A 24,995-nucleotide genomic window follows, 5' to 3' on the forward strand; every position below is an offset into this window, starting at 1 on the left:
TACAAGACACAAAAAAAGCGACCCTAAGGTCGCTTTCTTTGTTCGCTTCGAGGAGTTCAAGGGCCTCGGAGCTATGTATGGCGCAGCGGACGGGACTCGAACCCGCGACCCCCGGCGTGACAGGCCGGTATTCTAACCGACTGAACTACCGCTGCGTATCGCTCGGACTTGCGTCCGTTTGAAACCTGTTGATCGAGAACTTTCGAGTTTCTCGATCGCTGACCCGGAGAACCGAATCAGTGCAAAAAATGGCGCAGCGGACGGGACTCGAACCCGCGACCCCCGGCGTGACAGGCCGGTATTCTAACCGACTGAACTACCGCTGCGCAGTGTGTGCTCTCGAACTTCAGCACGTGTTGCTCTTTGTTGCGTTCTCAGCTGCATTTCAACGAAATGGTGGGTGATGACGGGATCGAACCGCCGACCCTCTGCTTGTAAGGCAGATGCTCTCCCGGCTGAGCTAATCACCCTTTGCTTCGCTGAGGCCGCGAAATTTACGCAGGTACCGAACCTAAGTCAATACCCTGTATGAAGTTTTTTTGAAAAAGGTGTCAAACCCCAGAGCTTGTGAAACCTTGCGGACCTCTTCGCGGGCAGAGGGCTCGCCGCCCGCCCCGCCCCCACACAACCCCAGTTCATCCGAGGACCCTGTGGGAGCGGGCTCTGCCCGCGAAGAGGCCTTCAGCCCTTACAGCGCAGCCAGCCCGCGCGCGAGATCGGCTTGCAGGTCGCCCACGTCTTCCAGGCCTACCGCCACCCGGATCAGGCTGTCACGAATCCCTGCCGCTTCGCGCTCGGCTGGCGACAGGCGCCCGTGCGAGGTGGTGGCCGGGTGGGTGATGGTGGTCTTGCTGTCACCCAGGTTGGCGGTGATCGAGATCAGACGCGTGGCATCGATGAAGCGCCAGGCGCCCTCCTTGCCTCCCTTGACCTCGAAACTGACCACTGCGCCAAAACCCTTGGTCTGACGCTTGGCCAGTTCGTGCTGCGGATGGCTCGCCAGACCCGAGTAATGCACCTTCTCGATCCCGTCCTGCGCTTCCAGCCACTCGGCCAGCGCCTGGGCACTGGCGCAATGAGCACGCATGCGCAGGTTGAGCGTTTCCAGGCCCTTGAGGAAGATCCAGGCGTTGAACGGGCTCAGGGTCGAACCGGCGGTGCGCAGGTAACCGAGCACCTCGTTCATCTCCTTGCTGCGCCCACACACCGCGCCGCCCATGCAACGACCCTGGCCGTCGATGAACTTGGTCGCCGAGTGCACGACGATGTCGGCACCCAGAACCAGCGGCTGCTGCAAGGCCGGCGTGCTGAAGCAGTTGTCGACCACCAGCATCGCACCACCGGCCCTGGCCACTGCGCTCAGGGCGGTGATGTCCACCAGCTCGGCCAATGGATTGGACGGCGACTCGACGAACAGCAGCCTGGTATTGGCCTTGATGGCCCGCTCCCAGCCGCCGACGTCAGCCAGTGGCACGTAGTCCACCTCGATGCCGAAGCGCTTGAAGTACTTCTCGAACAGGCTGATGGTCGAGCCGAACACGCTCTGCGAAACCAGCACATGGTCGCCCGCGCTGCACAGGCTCATGACCACCGCAGTAATCGCCGCCATGCCAGTGGCAAAACCGACGGCCTGCTCGGCGCCTTCCAGGGCGGCCAGGCGCTCTTCGAAGGAGCGCACGGTGGGGTTGGTGTAACGCGAGTAGACGTTACCCGGCACTTCGCCGGCAAAACGCGCCGCAGCATCGGCCGCGGTACGGAAAACGTAGCTGGAGGTGAAGAACAGCGGATCGCTGTGTTCGCCTTCCGGCGTGCGGTGCTGGCCGGCGCGAACGGCCAGGGTGTCGAAGGACACCCCTTCCAGATCGCTATCCAGTCGCCCGGCATCCCATTCCTGTGTCATGCCGTTGCTCCCAATCAGTTGTTGTAGAGGTCTATGATCGCGCTGACCGCCTGAGACTTGCTCTTGTTGGAGTCATTGCGCGCCTGTTCGATCTTGTTCAGGTAGAACTCGTCGATATCGCCGGTGACGTACTTGCCGTCGAACACCGCGCAGTCGAAGTTCTCGATCTTGACCTTGCCGCCACCGACCGCGTCGATCAGGTCGGGCAGGTCCTGGTAGATCAGCCAGTCGGCACCGATCAGATCGGCCACTTCCTGGGTACTGCGGTTGTGCGCGATCAACTCATGCGCACTCGGCATGTCGATGCCGTAGACGTTCGGGTAGCGCACGGCTGGAGCAGCCGAGCAGAAATAGACATTCTTGGCGCCCGCTTCGCGCGCCATCTGGATGATCTGCTTGCAGGTGGTGCCGCGTACGATCGAGTCGTCCACCAGCATCACGTTCTTGCCGCGGAATTCCAGCTCGATGGCATTGAGCTTCTGGCGTACCGATTTCTTGCGCGCAGCCTGGCCGGGCATGATGAAGGTACGGCCGATGTAGCGGTTCTTGACGAAGCCTTCGCGAAACTTCACGCCCAAATGGTTGGCCAGTTCCAGGGCTGCGGTGCGGCTGGTGTCCGGGATCGGGATGACCACGTCGATGTCGTGCTCGGGACGCTCGCGCAGGATCTTGTCGGCCAGCTTCTCGCCCATGCGCAGACGTGCCTTGTACACTGAGATGCCATCGATGATGGAGTCTGGACGTGCAAGGTAGACGTGTTCGAAGATGCACGGCGCGTATTGCGGGTTGGGTGCGCACTGGCGAGTGTGCAGCTTGCCGTCTTCGGTGATGTACACCGCTTCGCCCGGTGCGAGGTCGCGGATCAGGGTAAAGCCGAGCACGTCCAGGGACACGCTTTCGGAAGCGATCATGTACTCCACGCCTTCGTCGGTGTGCCGCTGGCCGAACACGATCGGGCGGATCGCATGCGGGTCGCGGAAACCGACGATACCGTAGCCGGTGATCATGGCCACCACTGCGTAACCGCCGGTGCAGCGCTTGTGCACGTCGGTGACGGCCGCAAACACGTCTTCCTCGGTAGGCTGCAGCTTGCCGCGCACCGCCAGTTCATGGGCGAAGACGTTGAGCAGCACTTCGGAGTCGGAGTTGGTGTTGACGTGACGCAGGTCCGATTCGTAGATCTCCTTGGCCAGCTGCTCGACGTTGGTCAGGTTGCCGTTGTGCGCCAGGGTGATGCCGTAGGGCGAGTTGACGTAGAACGGCTGGGCCTCGGCCGAGGTCGAGCTGCCTGCCGTGGGATAGCGCACATGGCCAATACCCATGTGCCCGACCAGCCGCTGCATATGGCGCTGCTGGAAAACGTCCCGTACCAGCCCGTTGTCCTTGCGCAGGAACAACTTGCCATCGCTACTGGTAACGATACCGGCAGCATCCTGGCCGCGGTGTTGGAGGACCGTTAGCGCGTCATACAGCGCTTGATTGACGTTCGACTTACCGACGATACCGACGATGCCACACATGCGACGCAACCCCTACTTAATGAATCTGAACTGAGCACCACTCACTGCGCTTTCGCGGCAGGCAAGAGGTGTTCCTTGAACGGAATGTCAGCCGGTGCGCTGATTCCGCTGGCGAGCCACTGACTGGACATCCCCAGGATGAGGTTTTTCGACCAATCAGCAACCAAAAGAAATTGCGGCAGCAGGCGTGATTCCTGCCACCAGGCATCCTGTTGAACCGGCCCCAGGCTCAGCAGTCCGGCGGCCACCACCACCAGCAAGCCACCGCGCGCGGCGCCGAAGACCATGCCCAGAAAGCGGTCGGTGCCCGACAGTCCGGTGACGCGAATGAGTTCGCCGATCAGGTAGTTGACCATGGCGCCGACCAGCAAGGTGGCCACGAACAGCACGGCACAGCCTGCGATGACACGTGCCGATGGCGTCTGGATGTAGTTTTCGAAGTAACCGGCGAGCGAACCGCCGAACAGCCAGGCCACGCCACCTGCGACTATCCACGTGACCAGCGACAGGGCTTCCTTGACGAAGCCGCGTGTCAAGCTGATCAGTGCGGAGATGGCGATGATCGCAATGATCGCCCAGTCGACCCAGGTAAATGCCACGGTGCGGCCTGCATACGGATAAGGCGGCGCATTTTAGCAGAGCGCGGGCGCGGTAGTAAGCGGCGATTGTCGCCTGCACCGTAGCGCGCCCTTTCGCGGCCGCTGAGCGCTCCTGCAGCTTCCCGCAGGAGCGCTCAGCGGCCGCGAAGAAAGCGACACGATCCAACGGCGGACCAAGTCCTCAGCCGCGCTCAGGCTCGAAGCGCACCACGAAGCCCTGGAGCTTCTGCTGGCGATTGATCACGTCACGCAACCGTTCGGCCTCGGCGCGTTCGACCAATGGCCCGACGAATACCCGGTTCTTGCCATCGGCCGAGCGCACGTAGGCGTTGTAGCCCTGTGTACGCAAGCTCTTCTGCAGAGCGTCGGCACTGGCACGGTTGGACAGACTGGCCAACTGCACCGACCAGCTGACCGGCAGCCCGTTGGGGTCGATCTTGCTGGCGGTGTCCGGCTTGGCAGCCGGTGCCACCTTGGCGGCTGCAATCGGTGCCGAGGGCTGCACCGATTCCACTGGCTTCTTCGCAGCTGCGGCAGGCGCTGTGGGCACCGGCTGGATGGGCTGGCTCGGCGCGCTCGCTTGCACCGGGGCCTGCTGAGGCACTGGCTCGGACTCGATGATCTGCGGCTCGGGCACGGCAACCGGCTCGACCTGTACCTGTGGCGCGGCCGGCGCCTGGGGTGCTGCCGGGGCCTGCACCTGAACCTGGCGCACGGTGTCGTCCTGCCGCGAAAACAGCATCGGCAGGAAAATCACCGCCAGCGCGATCAGCACCAACGCGCCGATCATGCGCTGCTTGAACACCTTACTGGGCAATGCCATCCACGTTCTCCCGTTCTACGTTGCCATACATCCATTTCAAGGCCTGGGCGACACAGTGGAACGAGCCGAACACCAGAATCTCGTCACCCTCGCCCGCTGCTTCGCACTGCGCTTCGAGTGCATCGGCGAGGCTGCCATGAGACGTCGTGGTAGCGCCAAGGTTCAGGAGTGCAGCATTCAACTCGGCGGCTGGCCGGGTGCGAGGCGTTTTCAGCGGTGCCACCGCCCACTCGGCGATGACAGGAGCCAATGGCTCGACCACACCGGCCAGATCCTTGTCGGCCAGCAGGCCGAACACCGCCAGACGCCGGCCCGTCAAAGGCTGGCGGGCCAGACGCTCGGCCAGGAAGCGCGCAGCGTGCGGGTTGTGACCCACGTCCAGGAGAATGTCGAGCGTCTTGCCTGCCACGTTCACCCGGTGGCGATCCAGGCGACCGGCCACTCGGGTATGTGCCAGTGCCCACCCGATGCGCGCGGCGTCGCGCGGCAGATCCAGGGCGACGTAGACCTGCAGGGCCAGCGCCGCGTTCTCCAGCGGCAGGCTGGGCAGCGGCAACGACAGCAGCTCGACCGGGTAGCCTTCGACGTCCACGCCTCGCCACGACCAGTGATCGTCATGCTCGGTGAAATCGTAGTCGCGACCACGCAGATAGAGCGGACAGCCCAAGGTGGCCACCTGATCGAGCAATGGCTGTGGAGGATCGATATCGCCGCACAAGGCCGGCACGCCGGCACGCAGGATACCGGCCTTCTCGAAGGCCACCGACTCGCGGGTATCGCCCAGGTATTCGGCATGATCCAGACCGATGCTGGTGATCACGGCGAGGTCGGCATCCACCAGGTTGACGGCGTCGAGCCGACCACCCAGGCCGACTTCCAGAACCACGGCGTCGAGCTCGGCACGCTGGAACAACCAGAACGCGGCCAGGGTGCCCATCTCGAAATAGGTCAGGGTGGTCGCACCACGCGCCGCTTCAACGGCCGTGAACGCTTCGCACAACTGGGCGTCGGTGGCCTGCTGGCCATCGATCACGACCCGCTCGTTGTAGCGCAACAGATGCGGCGAGGCATAGACCCCGACCTTCAGCTCGCGGTCCTGCATCAGTGCAGCGATGTAGGCGCAGGTCGAACCCTTGCCGTTGGTGCCGGTGACCGTCACCACACGTTCGGCCGGCCTGCCCAGGCCCAGGCGTTGCGCGACTTCGCGGCAACGGTCCAGGCCCATGTCGATGGCCGCCGGATGCAACTGCTCCAGGTAGGCGAGCCACTGGCTCAGGCTACGCTCGGTCATACGTTGGCAGGCGCCGGTGGCACCACGATGGGCTCGATCGGAGCGGCCACGTAGGTGGGCGTCGGCAGGCCCATGAACTGAGCCAGCAGGCTGCCCAGGCGCGGACGCAGTTCCTGGCGCGAAATGATCATGTCGATGGCGCCATGTTCGATGAGGAACTCGCTGCGCTGGAAGCCTTCGGGCAGCTTCTCGCGCACGGTCTGTTCGATCACGCGCGGGCCGGCGAAACCGATCAACGCCTTGGGCTCGGCGACGATCACGTCACCCAGCATGGCCAGGCTGGCAGAAACGCCGCCGTAGACCGGGTCGGTCAGCACCGAAATGAACGGAATGCCCTCTTCGCGCAGGCGCGCCAGGACCGCCGAGGTCTTGGCCATCTGCATCAGCGAGATCAGCGCTTCCTGCATGCGCGCACCACCGGAGGCGGCGAAGCAGATCATCGGGCAGCGATTTTCCAGGGCATAGTTGGCGGCGCGCACGAAGCGCTCGCCGACGATGGCGCCCATGGAGCCACCCATGAAGGAAAATTCGAAGGCGCTGGCCACCACCGGCATGCCCAGCAGGGTGCCGCTCATGGAGATCAGCGCATCCTTTTCACCGGTCTGCTTCTGCGCGGCGGTCAGGCGATCCTTGTACTTCTTGCCGTCGCGGAATTTCAGGCGATCGACCGGCTCCAGATCGGCGCCCAGCTCGGCACGGCCCTCTTCGTCGAGGAAGATGTTCAGGCGCGCGCGTGCACCGATACGCATGTGGTGGTTGCACTTGGGGCAGACGTCGAGGGTCTTCTCCAGCTCCGGACGGTACAGCACTGCTTCGCAGGACGGGCATTTGTGCCACAGGCCTTCGGGCACCGAGCTTTTCTTCACTTCCGATCGCATGATCGAAGGGATCAGCTTGTCTACCAACCAGTTGCTCATGCTTTATTTCTCCAGTACCGGGGACTGCTGGCCTGGCCAGGTCCCGCGCATGCTCTTGAGCGTGTTCAGATATGAAACGAATGCGTGGGCGAGCGTGGCGCAGGCTTGATACCTGCGTGCCGCGCGTTTCGCGAAACGTATGGACGGTGCCGGGCAGCGCGCCGTCACATGCCGCTCCCACGCACCGCCTTGATGAAAGCGTCGATCTTGCCGTGGTCCTTGATGCCCTTGCTCGACTCGACCCCGCCGCTGACATCCACCGCCCAGGGTTTGACCTGAGTGATGGCCTGGGCGACGTTGCCCGCGTGAAGCCCGCCGGCCAGCACGATCGGCTTGTCCAGGTGCTCGGGCACCAGCGACCAGTCGAAGGCTTCGCCAGTACCGCCGGGCACGCCGGACACGAAGGTGTCGAGCAGAATGCCGCTGGCGTTGCGATAGGCGCGGCAAGCCGCCTGCAGATCGTCGCCGGGGCGCACGCGCAGGGCCTTGATGTACGGACGGTGGTAACCCTCGCACTCGGCCGGCGTTTCGTCGCCATGGAACTGCAGCAGGTCCAGCGGCACGGCATCGAGGATTTCGCCCAACTCGCAGCGGCTGGCGTTGACGAACAGGCCCGTAGTGGTCACGAACGGCGGCAGCGCGGCGATGATCGCGCGGGCTTGCTGGACGTTCACCGCCCGCGGACTTTTGGCATAGAACACCAACCCGATCGCATCGGCACCGGCGTGCGCAGCGGCCAAAGCATCCTCTATGCGGGTAATACCGCAGATTTTGCTGCGAACGGCTGACATGTCGGCGAGTACCTCGACTTGGCTAGGGAACGGCGGATGTTAGCAAATGCTGTCGGTAACGTCAGCCAGTGTGTCGAACCCGGTCAGGAAGTGGGGGCCGATATAGCGTTCGGGCAAGGGAAACTCGTCACGGTACTCGACCTGCACCAGGTACAGCCCGAACGGATGGGCAGTGACACCGCCGGTCCTGCGCACCCGACTCTGTAACACTTCCGCGGCCCACTCGATGGGCCGCTCGCCGGTGCCGATGGTCATCAGCACGCCGGCGATGTTGCGCACCATGTGGTGCAGGAAGGCATTGGCGCGCACGTCGATGACGATCATCTTGCCGTGCTGGGTGACCCGCAGGTGATGCAGTTGCTTGATCGGTGACTTGGCCTGGCACTGACCGGCGCGGAAGGCGCTGAAATCATGGGTACCGACCAGTGCCTGCGCGGCGGCGGCCATGCGGGTGACGTCCAGCGGGCGGTGATTCCAGGTGATTTCCTCGCCCAGGTGCGCGGGCCTGATCTGGTCGTTGTAGATGACGTAGCGGTAGCGTCGGGCGATGGCCTTGAAGCGCGCGTGAAAATTGGGCGGCATGACCTTGGCCCAGGTGACGCTGACGTCGTGGGGCAGGTTGATGTTGGCGCCCATTACCCAGGCTTTCATGCTGCGTTCGGCCTGGGTGTCGAAGTGCACCACCTGGCCGCAGGCATGAACCCCGGCGTCGGTGCGGCCGGCGCACATCAGCGAGACGGGCGAGGCTGCGACCTTGCCCAGAGCGTCTTCGAGGGTTTCCTGGACGGTGCGCACGCCCGACGCCTGGCGCTGCCAGCCGCGGTAGCGCGAGCCTTTGTACTCCACGCCCAGCGCGATACGGTAAAAGCCGTCGGCCGCCGATTCGGCGGCCGAGTTGTCGATGTTTTGCACGAAGTTGCAGCCTGTTGGTTAAGCGATGGCGGCGATTATACCGGATCCTGAAATTGCGACGCCTGGTCCGCCGCCTTCACGGGCAGAGCCCGCTTCCACAGGGGGCCGGCGACGGCACCCCCGGATTATCGGCTGATACGCCCCAGCATTTCGCGTGCCTCGCCCTGCTGCCCGGCGCTGCCTTCCTTGAGCACTTCACCCAGGATGTCGCGCGCGCCGTCGTTGTCGCCCATTTCGATGTAGGCACGAGCCAGGTCCAGCTTGGTGCCGGCCTCGTCGCCACCGTCGAGGTAGTCGAAATCATCTTCGCCTTCGATCGGCGGGAGGTCTTCGGGTTTGGGTGGCGTGGCGAACGGTTCGGCCATAGGTGTGCGGGCAAAGCCGTCGGAGAGTTTTTCCAGCTCCGCGTTGATCTCGGTCAGGCGCGATTCCTGTGTCTGCGGCTTCTGAGCATCTTCGGCCAGGGACAGGTCGAAATCTTCCGGCAATGTCGTGTCTTTGTCGTCGGCCGGGCTCGCGGCTGCCGCTTTCTGTTCGGCCAGCAGGGTGTCGAAATCGATGTTGCTGTCCGTGGTGGGCGCGGTGTCCTGAGTGTCGTCCAGGTTCAGATCGAAATCGGTGTCGAAGGTGCCGTCCAGCGAATCGGCCGCGCCAGGCTCGTCCTGCAGCAGCTGCTTGACATACTCCGCATCCATTTGCGCAGCAACCGCCGCCGCACCGGCAGCTGCCGCAGCGGCGCCGAGCATGGCCGGGAAGCGGGTCTTCAAGCGCTCGACATCGGCGTGGTTCTGGCCCGTGGCAATCAGCTGTCGCTCCTGACTGACGAAACCATCGCGGTCACCTTGCAAGCCGTAGACTTCCATCAGCTTCAAGCGCAGGTCGCTGCGCTTGGGCTCACGTTCGGTCGCAGCTTCCAGCAATTCGGCGGCGTGATTGAGACGGCCACGGGCTATGCTCTGTTCCACTTCCGCGAACAGACCTTCATCGGTGTCGATGCTGGGGCGCAGTGGTGGCGTGGGCAGTACGGTCTGCTCAGGCGCCGCAGCGAACGTGGAAGGCGCGGCGCTGGCTCGGGCGCCGGCTACCGAGGCGGCGACCATGGCCGGGGTCAGGTGCACGGTCGCGGCCGGGCGCTCCAGCCCTTCGAAGCTGTTGGGCGGCAGGTCGAGGTCCGGGCCGTGGTCCGGCTCTTCGGCCAGGGCACGGGCCATGCGCATGTGCTTTTCGGCTTCCTGTTGCGCCTTGCGGCGGCGGGCCAGCAACAGCAGCAGCAACAGCAGCGCGGCCAGGGCGCTGGCACCGACCACCATCAGCAGGGTGGAATTGTCGGCGGGCTGGTCGGAAGCGGCGGCGTCGGCCGGATCGTTGACGGCGTCCAGCGGCTCACCCTGAGGCGCTACCGGCGTACTGGCGGCAGCGTCCGGGTTGACCTGTTCGGTGGCACCCGGCACGGTCGGTGCCGGAACCAGCTCGGCGTTGGTTGTCGCAGTGGGGTCACCGGTGGCAGGCGCGCTGCCATCGGCTGTGGGCGCCAGCGCCTCGGCCGGGACCAGGGCTTCGGCAGGCACCGGCACATCGGCGCCAGCCGCCTGCATCTTGGCCAGTTGGTCGTTCTTGAGCTGGATCAGCTTCTGCAACTTGTCGAGCTGGCTCTGCAGGTCGGCGTTGCGGCTGCGCAGTTCTTCGTTGTCACGCCGGGTGGCATCCAGCGCTTCCTGGGTCACGGCAAGCTTCTGGTCCAATGCCTTGGCATCGCCTGCCGGACCGTTGGCCTCGCTGGCACCCGACACCAGGCTGAGGTTGTCCTGCGGCGGCGCAGCGGCCGGGGCCGGTGTGCCATTGCCGCGCCGCGTGGCGTCGACCTGCTGGGCACGCGGGCCCAGCCGACGGCCTTCGCGCCACGCAGCATTCTGTCGCGCGACTTCGGCCACTGCCGGCCCAGGCGCAGTGGCCGATGTCTGTTGCACGTCAGGCATGCGCAGGACCTGCCCGGTCTTGAGACGGTTGATGTTACCGTCCAGGAACGCGTCGGGGTTGAGCGCCTGGATGGCCAGCATGGCCTGCTGGACCGAACCGCCCTGGCGATTGCGCGCGGCGATTTCCCACAGCGTATCGCGCGAACCGGTTGTGTAGGACGCCTGGTTGACGGTGGCCGCCGGCGCACTCACTGCAGGTCGAGGAGCGTTCTGCGCGGCTTGCGCGGCCTGCGGAGCAAACTGCGCCGGATCGAGCAGCATGCTGTAGTCGCGCAGCAGACGACCGCTGGGGAAGTTGACCTGAACCAGAAACTTCACCAGCGGCGCGGACAAGGGTTGGGTCGAGGTCACACGGATGATGCTGCGGCCATTGGCGTTGATCACCGGCGTGAAGCGCAGGCTGTCCAGAAACGCCTGGCGCTCGACGCCCGCCTTGCTGAACTCCTCGGCCGGGGCCAGCACGGGCTGGACCTCGGCGGCGCTCAGACCGCGCACGTCGAGCAGTTCTATCTCGGCCAGCAGAGGCTGGTTCACCGCGGACCTGAGGGTCAATTCCCCCAGCTCCAGGGCGTTGGCGATACCGGACGACAGCGCCGAAGCGGCAGCCATTGCTAACACCAGTTTGCGAACTTGAACCATGGCCTAATCCTTGTTTGAACATTCCTCGGCAAGCGAGAAGAAGCTTGCACTGTCGCACGAACGACTGTCACACGCGATCAGCTGGGCAAAGCGTGCCAACCCTCTGCAAATTGTCGGCAAGTATCTTTTAGCCATGACCTTTAATCAACAACTCGGCCACTTGTACCGCATTCAGGGCTGCACCCTTGCGCACGTTGTCCACCGTGGCCCACAGGCTAAGCGCCTGGGGATCATCAATGCCGGTACGCACACGGCCCACGTACACCACGTCCTGGCCCACCGCATCGCCCACCGCTGTAGGGTAGTCGTCTTCCACCGTTTCGATACCCGGCGCTGTCGCCAGGACCTGGTTGACGGCGGCAAGGTCGAGCGCGGTGCCGCTCTGCACGGCGATGCTGTAGCTGTCGCCGAAGAACACCGGGGCCTGCAAGCAGGTCACCGAAATCTTCAAGGTCGGCATGCCGAGCAGCTCACGCAGTTCGCTCACCAGACGGCGTTCCAGCGGCACATGGCCCTGCGCGTCGGGCGTGCCAACCTGCGCCAGCAGGTTGAAGGCCATCTGGCGGTCGAAGAAGCGCGGCTCCAGCGGCCGTACATTGAGCAGTTCGGCAGTCTGCCGGGCCAGTTCGCTGACCGCTTCGCGACCAAGGGCCGACACGGCCAGGCACGCCGTGACGTGGACCTGCTGGAGATCCAGCACAGCGCGCAGGGGCGCCAGGATCACGGCCAGGGCAATGGCGGCGGCGCTGGGGCTGGCCACCTGCACGGGCAGCGGTAGATCGGCAAGTATGGCGGCGTTGGCTTCCGGCACCACATTGGGCGCCTCGTTCACCGGCAGGCCGCCCGAAAGATCGATGATCGTGCAACCGGCCGCCGTCGCACGCGGGGCGAAGCTGCGGGTCACTGCGGGACCGGCTGCGAAAAACACCCATTTGACCAGACTGAAATCGAACTGATCGACTTCACGCACACGCACGTTCTTGCCGCGATACGCCACCGACGCGCCAGCCGATTCGCTGCTGGCCAGCAGATGCAATGCGCCGACCGGAAAGTCCCGTTCTTCCAGCACCTGCACAAGCGTTTCGCCGACCGTACCGGTGGCGCCGATCACGGCGATGTCGAAAGTCTGGGGCATGGGCAGGTCCTCGAAGTATGAACAGGCCGCGCACTCTATCGGTTATCGACCGTTTTGTCCGCGTCGCATCCCGCAGCAGCGGTCATCGGCCGCGAAACAGACGCCGGGGCTCGCCAGAACCAGCGCGGCGCACTCTTCGCGGCCACGGACCGCTCCTACGAACATGCGCACGCCAGAAGTAGGAGCGGTCATCGGCCGCGAACGGTGCGATGCGATCGCTCAGTCCTTTTTGTCTCTTTTGAACGCCGCTTCGAGTGCGTCGTTGATCGTGCGCAGCACCTTGACCCGTGCCCAACGCTTGTCATTGGCCTCCACCAGCGTCCAGGGCGCCACCTCGCTGCTGGTGCGGTCGACCATGTCGCCCACGGCATCGCGATAGGCGCCCCATTTCTCACGGTTGCGCCAATCGTCTTCGGTGATCTTGAAACGCTTGAAGGGGATCTGTTCGCGCTCCTTGAAGCGCTCGAGCTGGGTCTGCTCGTCGATGGCCAGCCAGAATTTGACCAGCACCACGCCGGCCTCGGTGAGTTGTTCTTCGAAGTCGTTGATTTCGCTGTAGGCACGCATCCAATCAGACGCACTGCAAAAACCCTCGACCCGTTCCACCAGCACGCGGCCATACCAGGAGCGATCGAACACGGTGAATTTGCCGCGCGCCGGCAGCTGGCGCCAGAACCGCCACAGGTAGGGCTGGGCCAGTTCGTCCTGAGTGGGCGCGGCGATGGGCACGATGTGGTACTGGCGCGGGTCCAGCGCAGCGGCGACGCGTTTGATCGCACCGCCCTTGCCGGCCGCATCGTTGCCTTCGAACACGGCCACCAAGGCATGACGGCGCATGCGCTTGTCGCGCATCAGCCCCGCCAGACGCGCCTGCTCGGCGATCAGTTGGCGTTCGTAATCGTCTTTTTCCAGCCGCTTGCTCAGGTCCAGGCTGCCGATCAGGCTGCGCTTGTCGATGCTCTCGCCCAAAGTGGCCACAGCCTGAGCCTTGGGTTTGGCAGGCGCCTTGAGGGCGGCCTGCAAACCCTCCAGAAGAATCTGTCCAACCGCCAGGCTGCGGTAGTGGGCATCGGCACCTTCGATCACATGCCACGGCGCATAGTCGCGGTCGGTCCTGCGGACCACGCGTTCGCCGAAGCGTACGAAGCGGTCGTAGGTCTTGGACTGTTGCCAGTCCAGCGGGCTGATTCGCCAGCTGTGCAATGGATCGTCACGCAGCGACTTGAGCCGCGCCTTCATCTGCTGTTTGGACAGATGGAACCAGAATTTGAAGATCAGCGCGCCTTCGTCGTAGAGCATCCGCTCCAGCCGCTGCGCACCGTTGATGGCTTGTTCCAGACGGCCGTCCTTGATATCGCCATGGACGCGATCCTGGATCATCTGGCTGTACCAGTTGCCAAAGAACACGCCCATGCGGCCCTTGGCCGGCAGCTGACGCCAGTAGCGCCAGGCCGGTGGGTGGGCGAGTTCTTCGTCGGTCTTGTCGTCGAAGGTCCGCACCTCGATCAGGCGCGGGTCCATCCATTCGTTGAGCAACTTGACCGTCTCGCCCTTGCCGGCCCCTTCGACCCCATTGATCAGCACGATCACCGGAAAGCGCGCCTGCTCCTTGAGCTCGTACTGGGCCTCGAGCAGCGCTTCGCGCAAGGCTGGCAAGCGCGCTTCATAGGTGTCCTTGTCGATGGCATGACCAATTTCAGCAGATTCGAACATGGGGCAGGCATTCCTCGTCGGTTAGCTTGACTGAACCTCGCTGGGCTCGGCGCTACGCTGTGTATCACTATTGAAGCCGACCTGTTCGAGCAGGGTTAGTTCGGCAAGCAAGGTGTTCTCGGCGTCCTGGCGACGCCGGGCGATGTCGTTGGCGCGACGCAGGTAATCACCACTGCTGCCCGGCTCCTGGCTGTCATCGAGCGCAGTGAGTTCGTCGGCGAAGGGCGCCAGGCGCACCTCCAGGGTTCGTGCGTAGCGTTCGCGCAGGTAGTCGGCCCAGAAGGTCTGACGCGGCATGAACGTCGCGAAGGCCGCTCCGTTTTCGGTTTGCAGGACCTCGGTCTGCGCCGCGTCGTAGATCTCGACACCAATGCCGGCAGTCGCCGCATAAGCCATGCTGTGCGGCTGCCCGGGCAAGCTCAGACGACGAGCCAGGTAGGTCCGCAAGGCCATGCGCACTTCCGCTTCATCGACGACGATGCCCCGGCGTCGGCGCTCGGTGATGATACGGCGGGCGATGGCTTCGAGCTGGTCGAGCCTGAACAGCCCACGGGCCAGTTCATAAAGGCGCTGGCCACGCTGCGCCCAAGTGGCGCCTTGCAGGGCGTCGTGCTGCAGCACCTGCACCTCCATGTCGCTGAACATCAGCCGCTCGCCATCCACGCAGGTGTCCAACTGCTCGGCCATGGTGTAGAGACGCTGGCGCAACTGACGATTCGCGGAGGCACCGACGATGACGTTCCACACGCGCCGCGTCATTTCGGCCGCATTGCTGATGAAATCCGGCGTACGGCGCAGATTGTCGATCAGGTCGATGAAGGCCGCCGACCCCTCTTCTTCGGTCAGTCCCTGCCAAAGCTGCGCGCGATGGCGTCGCTCCACTTCACTGGCACCCTGCAGCCAGGGGTCGACCGAAGGCCGTCCCACCCGAGTCGGACGGACGTCGTTGGTGCGGTGGGTATAAAACTGGAACCGTCGTTGCGGCCGTGCGCTGCCCAGCTGACGCAGCGTTTGAGTGTCCAACGAATTACGATCGAGAAAGACATCGACACTGCGCTCCTCGGCCATTTCGGCAAATACTGCATCGGGGATGTGACGCAGTCGAGTGCGGTACAGGTTCAAGGTGCGCAACGCTGGCAGACGCGAAGCCCACTGTGGCCAATGAGGCAGAGCCAGGCCTGCCAGGTTCAGTTGCTGAAGCTGGGCGAAGCCGCTGGACGAAGCGATCTCGCCCACGGTGTTGCCGCTCAGGTTCAGCATGCTCAGATTGGGCAGGCGGCCAAGCCGGTCGAGTAACGCCTGATCCAGGGTCAGATTGCACAACGTCAAGTCCAGCTCGGTCAGTTGAGTCAACCGATCGACCGCTTCGGGTAGATGGCCGAGGGCGCATTCACGCAGCGTCAAACTGCGCAGTTGCGCAAAGCTGCCCAATAGGTTGGTCAGCGCCTGAGCATCTATCGTGCTGCCGGTCAGGTTCAGGTGTGTGACGAAGCGCAGGTCAGCGCTCAGGGCGGGAAAGTCGAGCAGCGGCACGTAGGTGAGGTTGAGGTAATAGTTGAAGCCATGGGCGGCGCGCTCGGAGGGCAGTTGGCGGCGCCAGGCAATGTCCAGCCGTGCCGTGACATCGGCGCGGTAGTACACCAGGTCGCCGCTGCTGGCGTTGTACCGCGCCGGTAGATTGGCCGGCGCCGGTCGACGGGACCAGGCTTCCAGTTGAGCGTGCATTTGCCCGCGCTCGTAGGTCAGGTTGTCCAACCCCTGCATGATGCCGGCGCGACTCATGCCGGTCTCCTCGTACAATCCCAACAATTCGCGCGCGGCCCGTTCGCTGGTGCCGGGGTAGACACGACGAATGCGCGCCACCAGCACTCGGCGCGACAGGGCCACCTCGCGCCGGCCGCTCATGGGGTAACCCGCGCGCCCGTACCCATCGCGCATCGGTGCTCTGAAGCGATCCAGTGACGGCGTCTGCCCCAGCCAGCGGGCACAGTCGTCGCGATGGGCGAAAGCGTAGTCACGCACCGCATCGGCCTGGGCGGTTTCACCCAGCACCACCTTTATGGCCTGCGCCAGCTCGAGGCTGTCCACCGACTGCGCGACGCTGAAGCACAGGCCTTCGAACGCGCGGTTCAGGCGTTGGCACTGCTGATAGATGCGGGCACGTTCGGCCAGTTTCAGGGGAATGCGGCGGTTGGACAGCATCTGCGCCTGTTCGCCCGGCGGTACATCAAGCAACACCTCTTCGGCGGCTGCCACGCTCAGGGCAGGAAAATCGCGACGAATCAGTTGGCTGGCAGAGCCGCTGCCGAAATGGGTGGCGTCGTAGAGTGCTTCGAACCGGGCCTGAGCGGCGTCGTCGGCCAGTCCGGCGCTTTGCACCTGACGATGCAGGGCGAAGCGTTGCAGCGCGTCGGTCAGCAGGGCGGCGGGTTGATCGGCCTGGGCATGGATGTCGTCCAATGCGGCCTGTGGCAGACCGGTGCTGGCCAGGGCATGGTGAAGATCCTGCGGCTCCATGCCTGACAGCCGCCAGCCCAGGCGGTCACGTAGCGTAGTGCCAGGTGCCTCGGGTTGCTGCTCGGCGGCCAGTCGCCAACCCGTACTGGTTTCTTCAATAAGGGGCTCATAGGCCTGTGTGTCGCTTGGGTGAGTGATGCGCCATTGCCGGTAGCGATCGTCGAAGCGCAGGTCGTGGACGCGGCCATCGATGACTACGCTGTCACGCGTTTCATCGTGGTAGAGGCGATCGGTTTCTGGCAGCAAATCGGCAGGCAAGGCCTGAACGGCGACGTATTCGTCCAGGTTGGGATGCCAGAGATGGTGGCGACCGTCAGTGAGCGTTACCGGTATCAGCTCTGCCAACTGGGTCTGGGCAGCCACTTCGGGCACTTTGGGCGCTATCCATGTCCGGCCGGCGTGCACGGCGCCTGCGAAGACCGCCATGGTCGCCAGGTTCTCGGCCACGCCCATGACGTGGGTGAACGCGGCGTGGTCATCGCCCTGGCGCCAATCGTCGATGCCGCTGAGCACCTCATGCAGCAACTGTGCAGCAGCGCAGGCGAGCATCGCCGTACCCAGTGCCGGGACCAGCAGCCCGGCAATATTGAGCAGGGTCATGCCGGCACCCAGGTACCGTCGACGCTCACGCTCCAGGGCAATGGCGTCTTCATCGGCGGTCGGCACCGCCATCACTCGGGCATCCTGGTAGACCTTGATCAAGCGATCGCTGTGCTGCAACTCGAAAAGATCGCCCAGCACCGGGCGCTTTTCCAGGTTCAGGTGCTGTTGCCAATCGCCAGCCGGGTTTTCGAGCCGTTGCAGCAGACGCTGGATGAACGGTGCGGCGAACTTCTCGCCAGCCAGTGCGCCGAAATAGCTTCGGAAATCGGTCTGCTTCAGCTTCTCTCCCAATGCTGCGGCAAAGGCCTTGAACGACGGGTATTGCTTGACCGGATGATCCGGCTCGCCCGGCATCAGCACCACGCAGCGGCCATCCACGGTCGATTCGATCAACTGCACGCCGTAGAGCGCCACGGCGGCGAAATCGGTGCTGCCCAGCAGACGCAGCCAGTGATAGCGCACCGCGTTGCCCGCCCAGGCCGGCGTTGCACCTTCGGCAACCTGCAGGAGCATGCGGTAGGCATCTTCGTCGATATCGTCACGCAACCGGGCGATGTGGGTCAGCACCGCAAAGTGGGCGCGATCATTGCGCTTGAACAGTGCCGCCACGTGTTCGGGTTTGAACACCGTATCCAGATGAGCCTGGTACTGCTTGCCCAGGTCCAGGCTGCGGCACATCGTGGTGAATCGCTTCGGATCGATGGCGATCGCCGGCTTGTCGCTGCGGGCGCGGAAATCGATGTCCTTGTCGGCCGTGACGTACTCGACCCCGCCGACCGGCAGCACCATCGAACCCTGCGCAAACTGCAGGTTCGCCTCGAAGTTCTGCATGGCGGCAACCAGCAGGTTCTGCTCGATGGGCCAGCGGTGGCTGAAACCCATCCCAACGTTGTGCATGGCGCGCACCAACGAATAACGACGCGGGTCGATGTCGAGTTGAAACTGCTCGCGGATCGCTTCGCTCACCAGGTCGGCGCAGAACTCGGTGACATCGCGCAACTCGGCCAGCACTGGAGCAAGGGCCAGCTTGGCGGCATGGCTCTCGTTCTGACTGGCGCTCAAGGCCTGGCGCATCGCCGGGCTGGCCTGGGTCAACCAGGTGGGCAGCCGCTGCGCGACGATGCGTGCGTGGCGACTGTCTCGGGCACTGGCCGCTTCACTCATTGGGGGGTAGATCGTGTGCATGCTCGGCTCCTTGCCGAAAGAGGAAGCGTGCACGGTAGCCAGTGCGGAACCTGCCGGGACGTGTATTAATCACCACCTGAAGACGGCCATGAGCTGCGCTGCGGCCCAAGCGTCCTTGCGCTCGCGAACCCAGGCCTGCGCGTTACAATGCCCGCTTGCCCATTGCCGAAGCCGTCATGAAAACCCCGAGCCTTCTCGCCCAGCTGGACTGGACCGACACCGGTCACCCTCGATCGCGCGCCTTTGGCGACGTGTATTTCGCCGCCGACGGCCTGGCCGAAACCCGCCATGTGTTCATCGAGCAGAATCAGTTGGCCGCACGCTTCGCCGCCCTTCCGGACGACGGTCGTCTGGTGATCGGGGAGACCGGCTTCGGCACCGGGCTGAGTTTTCTCTGCGCCTGGCAATGTTTCGCCGCCTCGGCCGCACCGGGCGCCCGTCTGCATTTCATCAGCGTGGAAAAATACCCCCTGAGCGCCGCAGACCTGACCCGTGCCCTGGCCCTGTGGCCGGAGCTGTCGGCCTACAGCGACGCATTGCTGAGGCAGTATGTGGCCGTGCATGAAGGCTTCCAGCGGCTGATCTTCGACGGCGGCCGGGTCACCCTGACGCTGCTGATCGGCGATGCGCTGGAGCAGCTGCCATGCCTCGAGGGCCAGGTCGACGCCTGGTTTCTGGATGGTTTCGCCCCGGCGTGCAACCCCGACATGTGGACCCCCGAGCTGTTCGCCGAGCTGGCGAGGCTGGCGGCGCCCGGGGCGACGCTGGCAACGTTCACCAGTACCGGCTGGGTGCGCCGCGGTCTGGCGGCGGTCGGCTTCAAGATGAAACGGGTGCCGGGCATCGGCAACAAATGGCATGTGTCCCGAGGCATGTTCCTGGGCGATAGCGGCGCGCCTGCGCCTGCGGCCAAGCCCTGGTTCGCCCGCCCCGAGCCGGTCACGGGGGAGCGCCACGCGCTGGTCATCGGTGCCGGCCTGGCAGGGTGCGCCACCGCAGCCAGCCTGGCGGCGCGCGGCTGGCGCGTGTCGTTGCTCGAACGGCATGCCGAGGTCGCCCAGGAAGCGTCGGGCAATCCCCAGGGCGTGCTGTATCTGAAACTCTCGGCCCACGGCACGGCGCTTTCGCAGTTGATCCTGGCCGGTTTCGGTCATACCCGTCGCCTCCTCGAACAACTGCAACGCGGGCACGACTGGGACGCCTGCGGCGTGCTGCAACTGGCCTTCGACGACAAGGAAGCGCAGCGCCAGCAGCAACTGGCCGATGCATTCCAGCCGGAACTGCTGCACCGACTGGATCGTCTCGAAGCCCAAGCGCAGGCAGGTGTCGAACTGCCCAGCGGCGGTCTGTTCTACCCTGAAGGTGGCTGGGTCCACCCGCCGGCGCTGTGCGAGCATCTGGCCCGCCATCCGCGCATCACCTTGCTGCGCCATCATCACGTGGCCGAACTGCGCTACCTCGACGGTCAATGGCAGGCCTTCGACGGTGACCACCACCTGGCCAGTGCGCCAGTGGCCGTGCTGACGTGCGCCGCCCAAGTCAGTGCCTTTGCCCAGACCGCCGCGCTGCCGCTCAAGCGCATTCGCGGACAGATCACCCGCCTGCCCGAAACGGCGCGCAGCGCTGCGCTGTCGACGGTGATCTGCGCCGAAGGCTACGTCGCCCCTGCCCGTTCGGGCGAACACACGCTGGGCGCCAGCTTCGATTTCCACAGCGACGACCTGACACCGACCCAGGCCGACAACCTCGACAACCTCGCACTGCTCGAGGCCATTTCCCCGGATCTGGCAAGTCGCATCGACAGCGCCTCGATACCTATCGAGCAACTGCAAGGCCGGGCCGGATTTCGCTGCACCAGCCCTGACTACCTGCCGATCATCGGGCCGGTGGCCGACGCTCAGGCCTTCGCCGAGCGCTTTGCGATCCTGGCCAAGGACGCCCGTCAGGTGCCCGAGCAGCCTTGCCCGTGGCTGCCGGGGCTGTACGTGAACAGCGGGCATGGCTCGCGGGGGCTGATCACTGCCCCGCTGTCGGGTGAACTGATCGCTGCCTGGCTGGACGACGAGCCTTTGCCTCTGCCACGCGAGGTGGCCTGGGCGTGTCATCCGAATCGCTTCGCGCTGCGGCGCCTGATACGCAACAAAGCTTGAACCTGCTTGGGGGCCGGTACTCACAGTCACAGCCCCTTCCGCTGCCGAGGCGTGAGCGTCGCGGCTTCACCGTCATGAAGAAACCAGCCCATGTTGCGTATCCAGGGTTTGCACAAGACCTACTCCACACCGCAAGGCCCGCTGCCCGTGCTGCAAGGCATCGACCTGCACCTGGAGCGTGGCGCCAGCCTGGCCCTGATGGGTGAATCGGGCAGCGGCAAAAGTACCCTGCTGCATCTGGTGGCCGGTCTGGATGTCGCCGACAGCGGACGAATCGAAGCCGCCGGGCAGGTGCTTACCCAGATGAGCGAACGGGAACTGGCGCGCTGGCGGCGCTGCGACATCGGCCTGATCTTCCAGCAGTTCAACCTGATCGGCAGCCTCAGCGTGGCCGATAACCTGGCCTTCCAGGCCCGTCTGGCCGGACGCCTGGACCCCGCCTGGCAGCGCGAGCTGGCCGAACGGCTGGGCCTGTCGGCCCTGTTGCAGCGCTACCCCGAGCAACTGTCCGGCGGGCAGCAGCAGCGCGTGGCCTTGGGCCGCGCCCTGGCCTCGCGCCCGCCGCTGTTGCTGGCCGACGAGCCCACCGGCAACCTCGATGAGGCCACCAGCGAACAGGCGCTGGAGCTGATGCTGGAGCTGCTGCAAGCCACGGGCAGCACGCTTTTGATGGTGACTCACAGCCCGCTGGTGGCCGCGCGCCTTGAACATCGCGTGGTACTCAAGGCCGGCCGCATCGTCGCCGGGGCGGATCGCTAACGTGGCGGTGCTGTACTGGACCCTGCGCAGCCTGCTCAGCCATTGGCGCCGGCATCCGGTCCAGGGCGTGGCACTGATCACCGGCCTGTGGCTGGCCACTGCGTTGTTTACCGGCGTGCTCGCGCTGAACAGCCAGGCGCGGCAGAGCTATGCACTGGCCAGCCAGATGATCGGCGGGCAGGCCCAGGCGAACATCGTGGCACGCGACGGCGCAGAGCTGGCGCAATCGACCTTCGTTGACCTGCGCCTGCAGGGTTGGCCGGTCTCGCCGGTGCTCGAAGGTCGAATCACCCTGCCCTCCCACCCGCAACTGCGCCTACAGGTGGTGGGGATCGAACCCTTGACGTTGCCGGTGGGCAGTCCCGTGGCGGGCGCGGTGCCCAGTGTGGATGAGCTGAGCGCCTTCATCGGCGCACCCGGCCGAACCTGGGTGGCACCACAGACCCTGCGCGAACTGGGCGCAGAGGAAGGCGCACGCCTGCAGACCAGCAACGGCAGCATGCTGCCTCCCTTGCAGACACGCGCCCAGGCGGCACCCGGGGTGTTGCTGATGGACATCGGTGCGGCGCAGACGGTCCTGCAGATGCCCGACCAGTTGAGCCGACTGCTGCTGCCCAGGACGTTCCAGCACGCTCTTCCCGAGGCTTACACCGAGCGCCTGCAGATCAACCGCAGCGACGCCGATGGCGACCTTGCCCGCCTGACCGACAGTTTCCACCTGAACCTGACCGCCCTGGGCCTGCTGGCCTTCGTGGTCGGTCTGTTCATCGTCCACGCCGCCATCGGCCTGGCGCTGGAGCAACGCCGCGCCCTGCTGCGCACCCTGCGCGCCTGTGGCGTCAGCGCCGCCTTGCTGGTGCTGGCCCTGGTGCTGGAGCTGGGCCTGCTGGCGCTGCTCGGTGGCCTGGCCGGCATTGCCAGTGGCTACGGACTGGCCAGCCTACTGCTACCGGACGTCGCCGCCAGCCTGCGCGGTCTGTATGGTGCGGAAGTCGCCGGGCAATTGAACCTGAGTCCGTCGTGGTGGCTGGCAGGCCTGGCGCTGAGCCTGGGCGGCGTACTGCTGGCCGGTGCCGACAGCCTGTGGCGCGCCGCACGCCTGCCGCTGCTGTCTCTGTCGGGCGGCGAAGCCTGGCATCAGGCCCATCGCCAATGGCTGCGGCGTCAGGCCGTGGTGGCTGCGGCGGCAGCCGTATTGGCGCTGGCGTGTGCCGTGTTCGGCAACGGTCTGGCCAGTGGCTTCGTGCTGATGGGCAGCCTCTTGCTGGCGGCGGCACTGGCCCTGCCGGTCCTGCTCAGCACTGTCCTCGCCCTGCTTGCCCGGCGTCGTTGGGACGTACTGGGACAATGGTTTCTCGCCGACTGTCGCCAGCAGTTGCCTGGCCTGAGCCTGGCGCTCATGGCATTGCTGTTGGCCTTGGCCGCCAACATCGGCGCCGCGAGCATGACCGAGGGTTTCCGCCAGACTTTCAGCGGCTGGCTGGAACAGCGCCTGAGCGCGGAGTTATACCTGCGCCCGCTACACCCCGAGCAGGCTCAGGCGTTGCAGCAATGGTTGCAGCAACAGAATGAAGTGCAACAGGTCCTGCCCGGCTGGGAAATGCAGATCCGTCAGCAAGGCTGGCCAACCGAATTGGCGGCGGTGATCGATGCCCCTCTCTATCGCCAGCACTGGCCGCTGCTCGAACAGGCCGCCGGCAACCCGTGGGATCAATTGTTTTCCGGCGACAACCTGATGCTCAGCGAGCAACTGGCCCGCCGCCTGAATGTGGGCATCGGCGCGCGGCTCACACTGCCCGCCGCCCAGGGGCAATGGAACCCGACGGTGGTAGGTATCTACGCCGACTACGGCAACCCCAAGGGGCATATCCTGGTCAGTGCCGAGCAGTTCCAGCGTCACTGGCCCGGTACCCCGCCCGCGCGCTTCGCGCTGCGCATGGCCGAGGCCGATACCGCCTCCCTGAAAAACAGGGTGCAGCAAGCGTTCGGCCTAGACGACAGCCATGTGGTGGAGCAACAACAGCTCAAGCGCTGGGCCTCGCAGGTTTTCGAACGCACCTTCAGCGCCACCGCCGCGCTGAATGCGCTGACCCTGGGTGTGGCCGGGGTCGCCCTGTTCATTGGCTTGCTGACCCAGAGCCAGAGTCGCCTGGGCCAGCTTGCGCCGCTGTGGGCGATGGGTGTCGGCCGTCGCCAGCTGATCCTGTTGAGTGTGGCGCAGACCTTGATCCTGGCCCTGCTGACCTTGCTGCTCGCCGTGCCGCTGGGCATTCTGCTCGCCTGGTGCCTGGTCGCGGTGATCAACGTGCAGGCCTTCGGCTGGCGCCTGCCGTTGCAAGTGTTTCCCCTGCAGATTCTGCAACTGTGCGGCTTGGCACTGATCGCCGCGATGCTGGCTTCGGCCTGGCCCATGCGGCGTCTGCAACGCAGCCAACCCACCGACCTGCTGCGAGTGATGGCCAGTGAACGTTAAGCTGATCCAAACCCTGTTGCTGACTGTATTGCTCGCAGTGAGCGGGTGCGACCCGACGCCGCCGCCGGCCGGTTTCGCCGGTCTGGGCGGACAGGCTGGCGACTTCGCCCAGGTCAAACCGGGCAAGGTCTTCAGCTTTCCGGCCGATCATGGCGCCCACCCGGACTTCCGCATCGAATGGTGGTACCTGACCGCCAACCTCGAAGACGACCAGGGCCAGCGCTTCGGTGTGCAGTGGACACTGTTCCGCAGCGCCCTGGCGCCGGGCAGCACGGCGTCCGGCTGGAACAACCGCAATCTGTGGATCGGTCATGCCGGACTTACTTCGGCGACTGACCACTACAGCGCGCAGACCTTGGCCCGAGGCGGTATCGGCCAGGCGGGTGTAGAGGTCAAACCGTTCAACGCCTGGATCGACGATTGGCACCTGCGTAGCCAGCCGGGCGCTGCGGACAGCCTCGCGGCCATGGACGTGCAGGCCAAAGGCCAGGGCTTCGCCTACCAATTGGCACTGACCAGCGAGCGTGCGCTGGTGCTTCAGGGCGAGCAGGGCTACAGCCGCAAGTCCGATGCCGGACAGGCTTCGTATTACTACAGCCAGCCGTTTTTCAGCGCAGCCGGGCAGGTGCAGATCGAAGGCAAGCGCTATCAGGTCAAGGGCCGTGCCTGGCTCGACCGGGAATGGAGCAGCCAACCGTTGGCCGCCGATCAGTCCGGCTGGGACTGGTTTTCCCTGCACCTGGACGACGGTCAGCAGTTGATGGTGTTTCGTCTGCGTGGCGCCGGCGAACAACATTTTCTCAGCGGCAACTGGATAGACGCGCAGGGCCATAGCACGCCGTTGGCACCGGGCAGCATCAGCCTGCGCCCACTGCAGGACACTCTTGTGGCCGGCAGGCAGGTGCCCACGCGCTGGGCCATCGACATCCCCAGCCATGCCTTGCATGTGGAAACCACGGCATTGAACCCCAAGGCCTGGATGGCGGTAGGCACGCCCTACTGGGAAGGCCCGGTGACCCTGACCGGGAGCCACGGCGGCGAAGGCTATCTGGAAATGACCGGATACTGATACACGCACGGCTTTTTGTACAA

16 protein-coding genes and 3 tRNA genes are annotated in these 24,995 nt (G+C 64.9%); 4 read left to right on the forward strand and 15 right to left on the reverse strand.

Annotated elements, in window-relative coordinates:
• Positions 1-78 precede the first annotated feature (78 nt).
• From QMX89_RS00075 to QMX89_RS00145, 15 genes are all read right to left on the reverse strand, one after another.
• A tRNA-Asp gene (locus tag QMX89_RS00075) sits at positions 79-155 on the reverse strand.
• Positions 156-249: 94 nt separating this feature from the next.
• A tRNA-Asp gene (locus tag QMX89_RS00080) sits at positions 250-326 on the reverse strand.
• A gap of 68 nt (positions 327-394) precedes the next feature.
• Positions 395-470 (reverse strand) — tRNA-Val (locus QMX89_RS00085).
• A 218-nt stretch (positions 471-688) separates the two neighbouring features.
• Positions 689-1,900, reverse strand: coding sequence for an O-succinylhomoserine sulfhydrylase (locus QMX89_RS00090; protein WP_122743681.1), 1,212 nt, complete (start codon positions 1,898-1,900; stop codon positions 689-691).
• 14 nt (positions 1,901-1,914) lie between these two features.
• Positions 1,915-3,420 carry an amidophosphoribosyltransferase gene (gene purF / locus QMX89_RS00095; RefSeq protein WP_056843788.1) on the reverse strand — a complete coding sequence of 502 codons (1,506 nt, stop codon included), beginning with the start codon at positions 3,418-3,420 and terminating at the stop codon, positions 1,915-1,917.
• Positions 3,421-3,461: 41 nt separating this feature from the next.
• Positions 3,462-4,019: a CvpA family protein gene (locus tag QMX89_RS00100; RefSeq protein ID WP_049862174.1), complete on the reverse strand. Its 558-nt coding sequence runs from the start codon at positions 4,017-4,019 to the stop codon at positions 3,462-3,464.
• A gap of 181 nt (positions 4,020-4,200) precedes the next feature.
• Positions 4,201-4,842: an SPOR domain-containing protein gene (locus QMX89_RS00105; protein WP_282345642.1), complete on the reverse strand. Its 642-nt coding sequence runs from the start codon at positions 4,840-4,842 to the stop codon at positions 4,201-4,203.
• On the reverse strand, positions 4,826-6,133 hold the full coding sequence (gene folC / locus QMX89_RS00110) for a bifunctional tetrahydrofolate synthase/dihydrofolate synthase (RefSeq protein ID WP_049862176.1): 1,308 nt from the start codon (positions 6,131-6,133) through the stop codon (positions 4,826-4,828). Before folC ends, QMX89_RS00105 begins: the two co-directional genes overlap by 17 nt.
• Positions 6,130-7,050: an acetyl-CoA carboxylase, carboxyltransferase subunit beta gene (accD, locus tag QMX89_RS00115; RefSeq protein ID WP_049862177.1), complete on the reverse strand. Its 921-nt coding sequence runs from the start codon at positions 7,048-7,050 to the stop codon at positions 6,130-6,132. The genes folC and accD overlap by 4 nt, the downstream gene beginning before the upstream one ends.
• 164 nt (positions 7,051-7,214) lie before the next feature.
• Positions 7,215-7,841 (reverse strand): phosphoribosylanthranilate isomerase, encoded by a 627-nt coding sequence (locus tag QMX89_RS00120; protein WP_192068880.1) that lies wholly within the window; start codon positions 7,839-7,841, stop codon positions 7,215-7,217.
• Between the two features lie 39 nt (positions 7,842-7,880).
• Positions 7,881-8,753: a tRNA pseudouridine(38-40) synthase TruA gene (gene truA / locus QMX89_RS00125; protein ID WP_049862179.1), complete on the reverse strand. Its 873-nt coding sequence runs from the start codon at positions 8,751-8,753 to the stop codon at positions 7,881-7,883.
• Positions 8,754-8,878: 125 nt separating this feature from the next.
• Entirely contained in the window at positions 8,879-11,368 is a 2,490-nt protein-coding gene (locus tag QMX89_RS00130; RefSeq protein WP_282345652.1) for a FimV/HubP family polar landmark protein, read from the reverse strand.
• 127 nt (positions 11,369-11,495) lie between these two features.
• On the reverse strand, positions 11,496-12,503 hold the full coding sequence (locus QMX89_RS00135; RefSeq protein ID WP_282345654.1) for an aspartate-semialdehyde dehydrogenase: 1,008 nt from the start codon (positions 12,501-12,503) through the stop codon (positions 11,496-11,498).
• Between the two features lie 219 nt (positions 12,504-12,722).
• Positions 12,723-14,216 (reverse strand): polyphosphate:AMP phosphotransferase, encoded by a 1,494-nt coding sequence (pap, locus tag QMX89_RS00140; protein ID WP_056843793.1) that lies wholly within the window; start codon positions 14,214-14,216, stop codon positions 12,723-12,725.
• A 21-nt stretch (positions 14,217-14,237) separates the two neighbouring features.
• Positions 14,238-18,521, reverse strand: coding sequence for a DUF6543 domain-containing protein (locus tag QMX89_RS00145; RefSeq protein ID WP_282345657.1), 4,284 nt, complete (start codon positions 18,519-18,521; stop codon positions 14,238-14,240).
• Between the two features lie 176 nt (positions 18,522-18,697).
• On the opposite strand from QMX89_RS00145, the gene mnmC reads away from it, so the two are divergent.
• The 4 genes from mnmC (at position 18,698) to QMX89_RS00165 (ending at position 24,972) form a co-directional block, all read left to right on the forward strand.
• Positions 18,698-20,671, forward strand: coding sequence for a bifunctional tRNA (5-methylaminomethyl-2-thiouridine)(34)-methyltransferase MnmD/FAD-dependent 5-carboxymethylaminomethyl-2-thiouridine(34) oxidoreductase MnmC (gene mnmC / locus QMX89_RS00150; protein WP_282345659.1), 1,974 nt, complete (start codon positions 18,698-18,700; stop codon positions 20,669-20,671).
• Positions 20,672-20,761: 90 nt separating this feature from the next.
• Positions 20,762-21,430, forward strand: a complete 669-nt coding sequence (locus QMX89_RS00155) for an ABC transporter ATP-binding protein (protein ID WP_282345661.1) — start codon at positions 20,762-20,764, stop codon at positions 21,428-21,430.
• A gap of 1 nt (position 21,431) precedes the next feature.
• Positions 21,432-23,903 (forward strand): FtsX-like permease family protein, encoded by a 2,472-nt coding sequence (locus QMX89_RS00160; protein WP_282345663.1) that lies wholly within the window; start codon positions 21,432-21,434, stop codon positions 23,901-23,903.
• Entirely contained in the window at positions 23,893-24,972 is a 1,080-nt protein-coding gene (locus QMX89_RS00165; protein ID WP_282345665.1) for a lipocalin-like domain-containing protein, read from the forward strand. The genes QMX89_RS00160 and QMX89_RS00165 overlap by 11 nt, the downstream gene beginning before the upstream one ends.
• The last annotated feature ends 23 nt before the right edge of the window (positions 24,973-24,995 follow it).

This window comes from Pseudomonas sp. PS01301 (assembly GCF_029960215.1).
Lineage (GTDB): Bacteria > Pseudomonadota > Gammaproteobacteria > Pseudomonadales > Pseudomonadaceae > Aquipseudomonas > Aquipseudomonas coleopterorum.

Bases quoted from the DNA above. Each gene is read 5' to 3' on its own strand.
- QMX89_RS00090 (WP_122743681.1), bottom strand. From the start codon at position 1,900: ATGACACAGGAATGGGATGCCGGGCGACTGGATAGCGATCTGGAAGGG.
- purF (WP_056843788.1), bottom strand. From the start codon at position 3,420: ATGTGTGGCATCGTCGGTATCGTCGGTAAGTCGAACGTCAATCAAGCG.
- QMX89_RS00105 (WP_282345642.1), bottom strand. From the start codon at position 4,842: ATGGCATTGCCCAGTAAGGTGTTCAAGCAGCGCATGATCGGCGCGTTG.
- folC (WP_049862176.1), bottom strand. From the start codon at position 6,133: ATGACCGAGCGTAGCCTGAGCCAGTGGCTCGCCTACCTGGAGCAGTTG.
- accD (WP_049862177.1), bottom strand. From the start codon at position 7,050: ATGAGCAACTGGTTGGTAGACAAGCTGATCCCTTCGATCATGCGATCG.
- QMX89_RS00120 (WP_192068880.1), bottom strand. From the start codon at position 7,841: ATGTCAGCCGTTCGCAGCAAAATCTGCGGTATTACCCGCATAGAGGAT.
- QMX89_RS00130 (WP_282345652.1), bottom strand. From the start codon at position 11,368: ATGGTTCAAGTTCGCAAACTGGTGTTAGCAATGGCTGCCGCTTCGGCG.
- QMX89_RS00135 (WP_282345654.1), bottom strand. From the start codon at position 12,503: ATGCCCCAGACTTTCGACATCGCCGTGATCGGCGCCACCGGTACGGTC.
- pap (WP_056843793.1), bottom strand. From the start codon at position 14,216: ATGTTCGAATCTGCTGAAATTGGTCATGCCATCGACAAGGACACCTAT.
- QMX89_RS00145 (WP_282345657.1), bottom strand. From the start codon at position 18,521: ATGCACACGATCTACCCCCCAATGAGTGAAGCGGCCAGTGCCCGAGAC.
- mnmC (WP_282345659.1), top strand. From the start codon at position 18,698: ATGAAAACCCCGAGCCTTCTCGCCCAGCTGGACTGGACCGACACCGGT.
- QMX89_RS00155 (WP_282345661.1), top strand. From the start codon at position 20,762: ATGTTGCGTATCCAGGGTTTGCACAAGACCTACTCCACACCGCAAGGC.